Source organism: Streptomyces sp. NBC_00250 (assembly GCF_036192275.1).
Classification (GTDB): Bacteria; Actinomycetota; Actinomycetes; order Streptomycetales; family Streptomycetaceae; genus Streptomyces.
In genome coordinates, this window is the sequence record NZ_CP108088.1 from 8,073,534 (window position 1) to 8,085,923 (window position 12,390).

At 74.4% G+C, this 12,390-nt stretch carries 6 protein-coding genes; all 6 read left to right on the forward strand.

All coding sequences use genetic code 11. The features are described from left to right. Window positions 1-89 precede the first annotated feature (89 nt). Window positions 90-2,291 (forward strand): SpoIIE family protein phosphatase, encoded by a 2,202-nt coding sequence (locus OG259_RS36540; protein WP_443052156.1) that lies wholly within the window; start codon window positions 90-92, stop codon window positions 2,289-2,291. A 94-nt stretch (window positions 2,292-2,385) separates the two neighbouring features. Beyond that, window positions 2,386-3,084: a transcriptional regulator gene (locus OG259_RS36545; RefSeq protein ID WP_328946147.1), complete on the forward strand. Its 699-nt coding sequence runs from the start codon at window positions 2,386-2,388 to the stop codon at window positions 3,082-3,084. A 276-nt stretch (window positions 3,085-3,360) separates the two neighbouring features. Further along, entirely contained in the window at window positions 3,361-6,612 is a 3,252-nt protein-coding gene (locus tag OG259_RS36550) for a type 2 lanthipeptide synthetase LanM family protein (protein WP_328946148.1), read from the forward strand. Between the two features lie 144 nt (window positions 6,613-6,756). Then, window positions 6,757-6,957, forward strand: coding sequence for a hypothetical protein (locus OG259_RS36555; protein ID WP_328946149.1), 201 nt, complete (start codon window positions 6,757-6,759; stop codon window positions 6,955-6,957). A gap of 165 nt (window positions 6,958-7,122) precedes the next feature. Then, entirely contained in the window at window positions 7,123-10,269 is a 3,147-nt protein-coding gene (locus OG259_RS36560) for a helix-turn-helix transcriptional regulator (RefSeq protein WP_328946150.1), read from the forward strand. Window positions 10,270-10,523: 254 nt separating this feature from the next. Then, window positions 10,524-12,374, forward strand: a complete 1,851-nt coding sequence (locus OG259_RS36565; protein WP_328946151.1) for an AfsR/SARP family transcriptional regulator — start codon at window positions 10,524-10,526, stop codon at window positions 12,372-12,374. The last annotated feature ends 16 nt before the right edge of the window (window positions 12,375-12,390 follow it).

Sequence of the window (12,390 nt, forward strand, 5' to 3'; positions counted from 1 at the left end):
TCGGCCGCGGCAGGCGGGTGAGACGGGTGGAAGGGCCCACGGACACGGGTGCCGGCGCGGAGACCGAAGACGTCTTCGCCGATGGTCGGATGGCCGCCGTGCTCACCGGCCTCATGCGGGACACCGAGGCCTCGGTGGGGCTCGTCTACCTGTCGGTCCCGGGGGACCGGATGCTGCGCCTGGTGCTCATCTCCGGCGTGTCGCGGGAGATCGCCGCCCCCTGGGTACGTATTCCGGCCGACGCCCCCATACCGGTGGCCGACGCCATCCGGGATCGGAGGGTCGTCTGGCTCGGCGGGCGCGAGGAGATCGCCCACCGCTACCCCAAGATCGGGATGGTGGTGCCGTACGACTTCATGCTCGCGGCCGCCCCCATCGCCGACGCCACGACCGTATGGGGCGGTGTCGTCCTGCTCTGGCCGGTCTCGCACCCGCCGGAGCTCGACGCGCGCGAACACAGGATCCTCGACACCCACTCCCGCAGGTCGTCACGGCTCCTGCGGTGGGCCGCCGACCAGGATCCACCACCGCCCCACCCCGCCGAGCCGCTCGTCGTGCATCCGACGCGCCCCTCCGAGCCCGACCCGGGCGTGGCGACCGCTGCATTCGACCTCGCGGAGCGCCTGCCGATGGGATGCTGCGCCCTGGACCTCGACGGGCGGATCACCTTCATCAACACCGCCGCCGCCGAGCTGGTGGACGCCGGTGCGGCAGCCCTTCTCGGCCGACGGCCGTGGGAGGTGCTGCTGTGGCTCAACGACCCCGCCTTCGAGGACCGCTACCGTGCCGCCGTCGTCACCCGCCGGCCGACGTCGTTCACCGTGACGCGGCGGTCGGCGCCCTCGCTGCTGTTCGAGCTCTACCCGGACGCCACCGGCATCAGCGTCCTCATCATCCCGAAGGCGGAGGGCGCAGTCTCCGGCGGCGGTCCCGCGGCCGGTGCCGCATCCGCATTCGTGTCCGGGTTCGGGACCGGCGCCGACGAGGCCTCCCCGGCCGATGCCGCCCCCTCGGCCGACGGCGAGCAGGTCTCCACCCCTGTCTCCGCGGCGCCGACGCGGCCCGGCGAGTCCTTCGGTGTCACCGCGCTCTACCAACTCATGCATCTGGCGGCGTCCCTGACGGAGGCGGCCGGCGTGCGCGATGTCGTCGAACTCGTCGCGGACCAGATCGTGCCGGCCTTCGGCCCGGACGGACTCGTCCTGATGACCGCCGACGAGGGACGCCTGCGTGTCGTCGGCCACCGCGGCTACAGCGAGGAGTTCGTGGAGCTCATCGACGGCAAGCCGCTCACGGCGCCGGTCGCCGACGCCCTCGTGCTCTCCACGGGCGTCCCCCTCTTCTTCCCCACGCACGAGGACTTCCACCGTGCCCACCCCGGCGCCCCGCGCTACGGGCGCCGCAACGCCTGGGCGTTCCTGCCCCTGATCGTCTCCGGCCGTCCCGTCGGCTCGCTCGTCCTCTCGTACGAACGCCCGCGTCCCTTCCCCGCGGCGGAGCGGGCGCTGCTCACCTCACTGGCCGGGCTGATCGCCCAGGCCCTGGCCCGGGCCCGGCTCTACGACGCCGAGCACTCCCTCGCGCGCAGCCTCCAGACGGCCCTGCTGCCGCACGGACTGGCCCCGCTGCCCGGCATCGACGTCGCCGCCCGCTATCTGCCGGCCGGTCAAGGCATGGACATCGGCGGCGACTTCTACGACCTCATCCGCGCCACCCCCACCTCCGTGGTCGCCGTCATCGGCGACGTCCAGGGACACAACACGACCGCCGCCGCGCTCATGGGGCAGGTGCGGACCGCCGTCCACGCCCACGCCGCGGCCGGTGCGTCGCCCGGCGACATCCTGGCGCGCACCAACCGGCTGCTCGACGACCTCGACGCGGACCGCTTCACCAGCTGTCTGGTCGCCGAGTTCGACCTCGGCAAGCATCGTCTGCGCTTGGCGAGCGCGGGCCATCCACCGCCCCTCCTGCGCCGTCCTGACGGCAGCGCCGAGATCCTGGTGGTGCCCCCGGGGCTCCTCCTCGGGATCGCCCCGAACGTCACGTACGACACCATGGAGCTGCCCTGGGACCGGGGCTCCGTGCTCGCTCTGTACACCGACGGTCTGGTCGAGGCTCCGGGCCTGGACATCGGTACGTCCATGGCGGATCTGGTGGAGCGGCTCGCCGTGTCCCGGGCCCCGGACATGGACCGGCTCGCCGACGAACTGACCCTGCACGTCAAGTACGGCGCCCACCGCATGGACGACGTCGCCCTCCTTCTCGTACGTCGCCCGTCGCCACAGGCCTGAGCCCCCCTCGTCACCGGCCTCAGGGCTCGCGGTGCCGGTCGCCGGTCCGGTGGCACTGGACGCGGTGATGGTGCGTCGACCTATGCTCTGTCGCGTGGCGAACCCCAGCGATCTCCAGGACCCCTCGGCCCGTCCCGTCGTCTCCGCGCCGGACCTGCTCGCCCTGCATGCCGTACGGCTCAAGGGCCTGGTCGGCGACGGCGAGGCTGCCGCGCGCTACGGGCTCGACCCCGAGGTCGTACGGGAAGCGCTCCTCGACCACGAGGCGAGGGGCTGGGTGACCCGGCGCGCGTTCGCCGGGACACGCGGGTGGACCCTCACCGAATCCGGACGCGCCGAAGGCGAGCGGCGGCTCGCCGGGGAGCTGGCCGAGACGGGGCTCGGACCCTTCGTACGCGAGCAGTACGAGATGTTCCTCGCGTACAACGACCGTTGCCTCAGGGCCTGTACGGACTGGCAGCTGCGGCCGGACGGCCCGGGGCGGCTCACCGTCAACGACCACGGGGACGCGGAGTGGGACGGGCGGGTGCTCGACGAGCTCACCGAACTGGGCCGGGTCCTGGAGTCCCTGTCCGTGGAGCTCGGGGCGCGGATCGTCCGCCTCGGCGGGTACGGAGCACGCTTCACCGGCGCGCTCACACGCGTCCGGCGGGGCGAACTGTCGTGGGTCGACCGGGTCAAGGAGGACTCCTGCCACACGGTGTGGATGGAACTCCACGAGGATCTCCTCGCCACCCTCGGCATCGCCCGCGGCGAGGAGCCGAAGCCGCGTGCACAGGACGACTTCGTCTGACCGCCGCCGAGGGGTACGGCCGCCGCTGTGACGGTCACTCACCTCGGATGGTTCCGCGAGCCCCGCACGCCGCCGTCGTACGCCCCCGCATGCGGACCGTGTCGGACACTCTCCGACCGGCGGCGGACCCGGCGCCCCCACGCGCGGACGTGTCTGCGGCGGCGCTCGGGTGAAAAACATGGGGGGTTGTTCCCCATGCCGCGGAGGCGTCCCTCGTACCAGGATCGGACACGGCCCGGAGCGGGGGGCCGGGCCGGGGCGGTTCGAGGAGGGGCGATGGCGGTGAAGGCCGGACACGAGCAGGCTGCGGCTTCGCTGTCGGAGGTCGAGCGGTGGTGGGACGGCGGGCTGCTCCGCGAGGACGAGGGCGGGCACGCAGAGGTGAGCGGCCACGGGGGCGATGGGCGCCCGGACTGGGCCCTGCTGGTCGAGGAGGCGGTGGCCGCCGCTCCCCTGGAGGCCGCGGCGCCCTCGCGGGACTATCCCGGGCTCAGCGGATTCGAATGGGCCCTTCGGCCGCTGACCGACCGCGCGGGGGAGCGGTTGGAGCGGCGCGTCACGGGACGGGCGCGTGAGCTCGTGGACATGACCGCCGTACGGGACGACCTGGAGCGGCAGCTCAGCGGCAGGCTGGCGCGGGCGGCGGCGCGGACGCTGGTCCTCGAACTGCACGAGGCACGGAGCGCCGGGCGTCTCGACGGGGACGACACACAGGCCCGGTTCCGGGACTTCCTGGCGCGTACCGCTTCCCGGCGCGGCCTGTCGGACCTGCTGGCCGGGCGGCCGGTGCTCGCGCGGATCCTGGGGCGGGCGGCCCTCGACGCGGCGGACGCGGTGGCGGAGGCGCTGGAACGGCTCGCCGACGACCGTGCCCTGCTGGTCGCAGGTCTTCTCAAGGAGTCGGGCGGGGACCCGGGACTGCTCGTGGGCATCGAGCCGGGCGCCGGTGACGGGCACCGGGGCGGCCGGAGCGTCATGCTGCTGAGCTTCGCCGACGGGACTCGGCTGGTGTACAAGCCACGCCCCCTCGCCGTGCACCGCCACTTCAACGACCTCGTCGCCTGGTTCAACGCGCTGCCCGATTCCGTGGACCTGCGTACCCTGCGACTGCTCGACCGCGGCGAGTACGGCTGGGTGGAGTTCGTCGCCGCGCGGCCCTGCGCCGCCGAAGCGGAGGTCGAGGAGTTCTACCGTCGCCAGGGCGCGCTGCTCGCGCTGCTGCATCTGCTCGACGGGACCGACCTGCACCACGAGAACCTGATCGCCGTCGGTGCCCACCCGGTCCTCGTCGACGTGGAGACCCTGTTCCACCCGCCCCTGCCCGGCTCCGGCACGGAGGACCCCGCCGCCCGCGCGCTCCACGACTCGGTGTACCGCGTCGGGCTGCTGCCGCAGCTCCTGGTGGGCGACCACAGCGCCCTGGACGTGTCCGCGGTCGGCGGCGGCCGGGAGGGCGTGTCGCCCGTGGAGAGGGCGGACTTCGCCGACGCAGGCACGGACCGGATGCGCCTGGTGCGCAGGGCGGGGACGTTCGGCGAATCCGCCAACCGGCCGCGACGTGCGAGCGGCGAGCCCATCGAGCCGGGGGCCCACATCGAGGCGCTCTGCGCCGGGTTCCGGGCCGGATACACCGCGATCGGCGCGGCAAGGGACGAACTTGTCGACGGGGCGGGCTTGTTGGAGGCGTTCGCGGAGGACGAGGTGCGGGTGGTGGTGCGTCCCACCTGGGTGTACACCATGCTCCTCGACGAGTCGACACACCCCGATCTCCTGAAGGACGCCGACGAACGGCAGCATGTTCTGGAGGCCCTGCGGACCGATCGGTTCGGCCCGGTCCTCGCACCCGGCCTCATCGACGAGGAGATCGCCCAACTCTGGTCCGGAGACGTGCCGTTGTTCACCGCCCGGCCTGGCCGGGACCACCTGTGGGGCGCACCGGAGCGGCCGCCGGCCGACCGCACGGACCTGCCGGGGATCGCCCGCGTCGCCGCGAAGCTCGGCGCCCTGGACACCGTCGACCGGCAGGACCAGGAACGGATCGTACGGGCCGCCATGGCGACGACCTCCCGAACGCCCGCACACCGGCCCGCCGAGGGGCCGCGCACCCGCACCGCGGGCCGCGCCCCCGAGCCGGAACGGCTGCTCTCGGCCGCCCGGTCCGTCGGCGACCAGCTGGTCTCGCTCGCGTACCGCGAAGGACCGCGCAGCAACTGGATCGGCCTGGAACTCCTCGACGACCGCTACTGGCGGATCGGCCCGATGGCGGCAGATCTCGCAGGCGGCTACACCGGACCGGCACTGTTCCTCGCCCAGTTGGCGGCGCTCACCGGCGCCGGACACTACGCAGAGGCGGCCCGTACGGCCCTGGCGCCGATGCCCGGACTGCTCGACGCGCTACGGGTGCGGCCCGAGGAGCTCGGCGCGGTGGGCTCGGGAGCCCACTCCGGCCTCGGCGGCATCGCGTACGCGCTGGCCGAGACGGCCCGGCTGCTGGACGACCCGGACGTCGGCGCCTGGGCGTCCGCCGCACTGCGGCTGGTCGCCGCGGCGACGAGGGTCGAGCCGGAGTACGGGGTGGGCGCGGGTCTCGCGGGCGGGCTGGTCGCGTTGGTGGCCGGCCAGGGGGCGCGGGGCGGTGAGGGACTTGGGCCGGGTGGAGGCGGGGGCGGGGGCGAGGACCTGGAGATCCGGCGGGCCGCGCGGGCGTGCGCGGACCGGCTGGTCGCTGCCGATCTCACGGGAGTCGATGTGACGGGAGCCGGTCCCGAGGGAGCCGACCTGACGGGAGTCGATCTGACGGGAGTCGATCTCACGGGAGTCGGCTCCACGGGCGCCGATCTCGCGGCCGTCGGGCGGGGCTTCGCGGACGGGGCCGCCGGGATCGGATGGGCCCTGCTGCGGTTCGCCGAGGTCGAGGCCACCGCAGGGGCGGGGGTCGGGGCCGCCGAGAGGTACCGGCGCGCGGGCCTTTCCGCGATCCGGGCGGCCGTCGGCGCGCTCCCCGAAGCCGCTCGCGACCTGGGGGAGGGCGGGGGCCACGGGGGAGCCTCCGCCCCTGCCCCGGGCGTCGGACCCGCAGGCGGCGGCGCCCGGGCTTCGGCCTGGTGCCGGGGGGAGGCCGGAATCGCGCTCGCGGTGCTGGACGCGCCCGGCGCCCTGGACGACCCACAGCTCGCGGCCTGGGCCCGTACGACCGTCGAGCGCCTGGGTCAGAACGGGCCGGCTCCCGACGACAGCCTGTGCCACGGAGAGGCCGGAGTGTGCGAACTCCTGGGCCACACCGCGCTCCCCGAGGCCCGGCCGCACTGGATCCGCAGGGCCGGGGCACTCCTCGCCTCCGTCGAGGAGCACGGCGCCCGGAGCGGCGCCCCGGACGGAGTTCCGCACCCCGGACTGCTGACCGGCCTCGCGGGGATCGGGCACGGACTCCTCCGGGCGGGCTTCCCGGAGCGCGTGCCGTCACTTCTCCTCCTGCGCAGCTCCCAGGGGGTGTCCGGACCGCCCACGCGCACCACGTACGACCGCTGACCGCTGACCGCTGACCGACGGCAGAAGGCGCAAGACGCATGGCGGAAAGCGGAAGGCCGAGGACCGCACCACCCGCACCACCCGCACCAACGCACAGCTCAGCACGACCACCACTCCCGCGGACACGAAGGACGAGTGAGGACCATGCAGATCAGTGACTCGGTGAGGTACGTCAACGGCGGCGCCGGCGCGGAGGCCGCGGCCCAGGACGACCCGGTGGGCGAGGTGACGCTCGGTTCCGGCGGCATGCTCGGGCGGCGCAGCCGGCTGCTCAGAACGGCGGATGCGGACGCGGTCGCCTCATGGGACATGCCCTACACCACCGGCACCATCACGGTGTCCTGACGGGAGAGCGGGCGCGTCACCCGGCGCCGTGTCCGGGGATGAACCGGCGACATCACGGGGGTGACCCGGCGAGGTCACCGGGGTGACGCCGTGCGGGAAAGGGCGTGGGCCGGGGTGCTCCCCGGCCCTCTGCCGTGTACGAAAGGGTTCAAGTAGCCTGCGTCCATGCGTGCGACGTCGTCGGTCATCGTGGGGCGGGACGCCGAGATCGAGTTACTGGGCGAGGCCCTGGAAAGCGTCCGGAGGGGCGCCGGACGGGCCGTGTTCCTCGTCGGCGAGGCGGGGATCGGCAAGTCCCGGCTGGCCGGCGAGTGCGCCCTCCGCGCGTACGGCGGGGACATGCCGGTGCTGCGCGGCCGCGCCACCTCCACCGGGCTCGTCGTGCCCTTCCGGCCACTGGTCGAGGCACTGGCCTCGCGCTTCCGGGCGGCCGGCGCCCCGGACGACCCCGAACTCGACCCCTACCGGCCGGCGTTGGCCGGTCTCGTACCGGAGTGGCGGGCCGCCGCGGCGGCCCCCGGATACACGATCTCGCTCGTCGAACTGGCGGAGGCGCTGCTCAGGCTGCTCGCGGTCCTCGGCCGCGAGCGGGGCTGCGTGATCCTCCTCGAGGACCTCCACGACTCCGACACCGAGACGGTCGCGGTCGTCGAGTACATCGTCGACAACGTGGCGGACCTCCCGGTCCTGCTGGTCGGCACGCTCCGGCCCGACCCCGGCCCGGCGTTGGACCTCGCACTCGCCGTGGAACTGCGCAACACCGCCTCGGTGGCGGAGCTCGGACCGCTGGACGAGGCGGCGGTGCGGAACATGGTGGACGCGTGTCTGGACGCGGGTCCGGGTGACGTGCCCCCGGCCGCGCATCGACAGCTCTCCCAGCGCGCGGGCGGTAACCCCTACCTCGTGGAAGTGCTTCTGGCCGACTTGCTGGACATGGGGCGGCTGAGCAGGTCGGACGGCGGGTGGCTGCTCGCCGATCACGGCGAGGCGACGGTGCCCACGGGCGCGGTCCGCAGCTGGGCACGCCGGCTCGGCCGGCTCGACGAACCGGTCCGTGAACTTCTGCTCATCGCGGCGACGCTCGGCGGCCGGTTCTCGGTCGGAGCGCTCAGAGCGGTGACCGGACTCGACGACCGGGCGCTCTTCGCCCACCTCCGGTCCGCATCCGAGGCGGGGATCATCGCCCCGGACGGTGCCGCCCACGACCACTACACCTTCCGCCACGTCCTCACGGCGGACGCGCTCAGGGCCTCGCTGCCGCCGGCCGAGCAGGCCGCGCTCGCCCGGCGCGCGGCCCAGGCCATCGAGGAGTCCGCCGGAGATCTCTCCGGCGGCGGACTCCCCGGTGAAATGTCAGGGGAACAGAGTCAGTTGGTGGCCACGCTGCGCCTTGCGGCGGGTGACAAGGTGGCTGCGTCCCGGCAGTTCGCCCAGGTCGGGCGGCAGATGCTGGACGCCGGCGCGTCGGGCTCGGCCGCCGTGCTCCTGGAGCGGGCCCGGGGCCTCGCGGCCGACGGGGAGCGGGACGAGGTCACCGTACAACTGGCGATCGCCCAGGCCGAGTCCGGGCGGGTCGACGAGGCGTCCGCGCTGCTCGACGATCTGCCGCCGGTGCCCGTCGGGTCGCGTGCGGCGGAGGAACGGGCCCAGGCGCACACCCAGGTCGCCTGGGTCGCGACCATGGCGGAGCAGCAGGAGGAGGCGCGCCGCCGGATCAGGGCGGCCCGCGCCCTGCTCGGGGCCGAGCCTCGGCCGGAGCAGGAGGCGGCGCTCGTGGTGGTCGAGGGCCATCTGGCGCTGCTGCCGGAGCGGGACGGCCGGGGCGGAACACCTGGACGCGGTGCCACCGGAACCGGTGGGCCAGGTGCCGGAGAGGTGGAAGGGGAAGGCCCCCACGATGGGGCTCGGGGCGAGGGGCATGCCTCGGTGGGCCGGGACGGTCGCGAGCGACTGAAGGAGGCGGAACGTTCCGCCAGGAGTGCCGCGCTCACCGCCGAGCAGCGCGGCCGGCCCGTGGTGGCCTGCCAGGCATGGCAGCTCCTCGCCCTCCTGTCCCGGGAGCGCGGCTTCGACGAGGCCGACGCCTGCCTGGGGCGGATGCTGGAGGTCGCGGAGAAGCACCGGCTCGCGGTGTCCCGGGCCGAGGCGCTGGTGCGGCTCGGCACCAACGCGTTCATGCGCACCGGGGAGGCGACCCAGCTGGAGACCGCCCGCGCGGCGGCCCACGAACTCGGCTCGCTGGCAGTGCTCCAGACCGTCGACGGGCTGCTGGCCATGCAGAGCGTGCTGGGCGGGCGCTGGGACCGGGCCCGGGAGATCGTCGACCGGTCCGTGGAAGCCAGCGCCCGCCTGCAGAACCTGTCGGCGCACCGCTATCTGCTGCTCGTGGACGCCACGCTCGCCGCCCACCAGGGGCGGGTCCGCGAGCTGGACAGGGCCCTCGCCCGGTTCCGCAGGGCGGGCGGCGAGGAATCGATGCTCGTGCCCCTGCAGCGCGGACTGTGCCAGGCCGTGGGCGCGCTGATGGCGGAGGACCGGAAGCGCGCGACTGCCGAGCTCGATGCGGCCCTCGCCTGGGAGCGGGAGCATCCGAGCTTCTTCTACCTCAGCGGGCGGTACGGGCTCCGCCCGCTGTTACGGATCCTCGACGGCGCCGGCGAGGGTGGCGGCGGGGACGGCGCGGCGGGGGGTCGTGGTGGAGGCCGGGAGGTGTATCAGGAGGCGCTCGCCTCACCCGGCGGCCAGCTGGCCTGGAACCGGATGTTCCTCGGGATGGCGGACGCGGTGCTGCGCGGCCGGGACGGTGACCGGGACGGCGCGAGGCGCGCCGTGGAGGAGGCCGGCCACGCGGCGGCGGTGTTCCCGCAGGCGTGGCATCTCGCCCTGCGGCTGGTCGCGGAGGCGGCCCTCGCCGACTCCTGGGGCGAGCCGGTCGCCTGGCTGCGGACCGCCGAGGAGTACTTCCACGAGGCGGGCGTCCAGCCCGTGGCCGGTGCGTGCCGTGCGGTCCTGCGGCAGGCGGGAGTCAGCGTCCCGCAGCGCCGCGGCGGCCGGGAGCGGATCCCCGCGGAACTGCGCACCGCGGGCGTCACGCCGCGCGAGTACGAGGTGTTCGTCCTGCTCAAGGAGCGCCCGGGCAACCTGCAGATCGCCCAGCGCCTGTGCATCTCGCCCCGGACGGTGGAGAAACACATGGCGAGCCTGATGACCAAGACCCGGTGCGCGGACCGCTCGGCGCTCTGCGCGCTGTCGGCGGAGCGGGCGGAGGACGAGGGACCGACCGGCGCCGCTTCTCGACCGACGTCGGCCTGAGCGACCTGACTCGCCCGAGCGGTCCGACCCGCCTGACGTGCCTGAGGGGTCCGATCGGACTGGCAAGGGACATGGGCATGGGGGGTCGACGGACCCGGGATGGGGGGCGCACCCGTCCCCATGGGGGTCCGGTCCCCCAGGGCGCGGCCGTCTGGGGCCCGACTGTGAGGGTCCGGTACCGATGTGTGAGGACTCAGGGCGGTGGATCATCGAGCAGACCGACCGACTCCCGTCATCACACGGAGGTTTGCTCGATGCCGAGTCCGTCCGCGCAACCCGCAGCGTCACCCGGCACACTCCGGTTCTCCGTCCTCGGCCCGCTGGCGGTCCACCGCGACGAACGGCCGGTCGCACTGGGCCCGTTGAAGCAACGGATGGTGCTGGCCCTGCTGCTCGTATCCGCCAACCGCCCGGTCTCCGTCGACGCGTTGACCGATGGCGTGTGGCCGGAGGAGCCCCCTCGTACCGCCCGCAAGAACATCCAGGTGTACGTCAGCGCCCTGCGCGCGCTGTTGGGGGAGGGCGACCATGACCGGACGCCCCGGCCCCGGCTCGTCCACACCGGTGCCGGATACGTCCTCCGCGTGGCGGAGGACGAGCTCGACCTCCTGAGGTTCCGCTCCCTGGTACGGGCGGCCGAGGGGCAGCGTCCGGCCTCGGCCGCTCGACTGCTGCGGCAGGCCCTCGACCTGTGGCAGGGGCCGCCGCTGGGCGACGACCTGCGGCAGTCACCCAGACTGGCGGAGGAGGCCGAGCGGCTGCTGCTGCGCCATCTGACGGCGTACGAGAGCTGGGCGGAGGCGGAGTTGGAGCTGGGCGGAGCCCCGGCGGTCGTCGAGGGGCTGGGCGACCTCGTGGAGCGGCACCCGCTGCGGGAACGCCTCCGGTCCGCCTGGATGTGCGCCCTCAGCAGGACGGGCCGACAGGCGGAGGCGCTCGCGGCGTACGACGACTACCGGCAGCTCCTCGCCCGGGAACTCGGCCTGGATCCGAGCGGCGCCATGGCCGCGCGCTACCGGGCGATCCTCGCCGGCGACGCAGGGGTCGAGGCCGGGGCCGGGGCGGACGCGGGTGCCGGGCCGACGGGCGGGACGTCCGCCGTCGGCCCGCCGGCTGCGACGGTTCTTCCGCCCGACCTGGTCGACTTCACAGGGCATGGGGACGAACTCCGGTACCTCCTGACCCTGTTGGAGGGCAGGGACGCGGCCGATGTCGTGCTGCTGTCCGGACCCGCCGGGGCGGGCAAGACCACGCTGGCAGTACGGGCCGCCCACCTGCTGGGCAACCGGTTCGCCGAGGGACGGCTCTGCGTCTCCCTGCGGGACGCGGACGGGCGAACCCGCCCCCTGCCCGCCGTACTCGCGGAACTCGGCGAACGAACGCGGCAGACCGGCCTTTCGAGCCCCGAGGCGTGGCGGGAGTGGCTGGCGGAACACGAGGTGCTGGTGATCCTGGACGACGTGCCCGAGGAGCGTGCCGTACGACCGCTGCTCCCGTACGGCGGACGCGGCAGGGTGCTGCTCACCGCACGAGGCCAACTGGGCGGCCTGGCGCCCGTGCACCGGGTGACGCTCCCCCCGCTCGACACCGCCGAGGCCGTGCAACTCCTCGCCGGGCTCGTCGGTCGGCAGCGGGTGCGGGCGGACCGGGACGCCGCGCTGCGGATCGTGCGGGCCTGCGGAGGCTCGCCGCTCGCGGTCCGGGTGAGCGGGATGCGGCTCGCGGTACTCCGCCACGTACCGCTGCGGGAGTTCGCGGACCGGCTCACCGACCCGGCCGGCGCCCTGGACGAACTGACCTCGGGGGACGTGTCCGTGCGGCGCTGGCTGGCCCGCGGCCGGGAGACGCTGCCGGAGGAGTGCGGCCGGGACGCGGGTCGGCTGGCCGCGGGCACCGGCGACGGCCCGTTCGGCCTGACGGAGGCGGCGGAGGCCCTCGGCTGCGACGAGCGGCACGCCGTAAGGGTGGTGGAGGCACTCATCGATGCCGGAATGGTCACCTCACCGGGCGGCGAGGTCATGGCCCACGCGGCGCAGTACGACATGCCCCACCTGATACGGCTGTACGCGCGGGCCGCGGGATACGGGACGCCGGTACTGACGTAGGGCGGAGCGGCGGCTT

Excerpts from the sequence above, each read along its gene's own strand:
- OG259_RS36540 (WP_443052156.1), top strand. The coding sequence starts at position 90 with ATGGCCGCCGTGCTCACCGGCCTCATGCGGGACACCGAGGCCTCGGTG.
- OG259_RS36550 (WP_328946148.1), top strand. The coding sequence starts at position 3,361 with ATGGCGGTGAAGGCCGGACACGAGCAGGCTGCGGCTTCGCTGTCGGAG.
- OG259_RS36555 (WP_328946149.1), top strand. The coding sequence starts at position 6,757 with ATGCAGATCAGTGACTCGGTGAGGTACGTCAACGGCGGCGCCGGCGCG.
- OG259_RS36560 (WP_328946150.1), top strand. The coding sequence starts at position 7,123 with ATGCGTGCGACGTCGTCGGTCATCGTGGGGCGGGACGCCGAGATCGAG.
- OG259_RS36565 (WP_328946151.1), top strand. The coding sequence starts at position 10,524 with ATGCCGAGTCCGTCCGCGCAACCCGCAGCGTCACCCGGCACACTCCGG.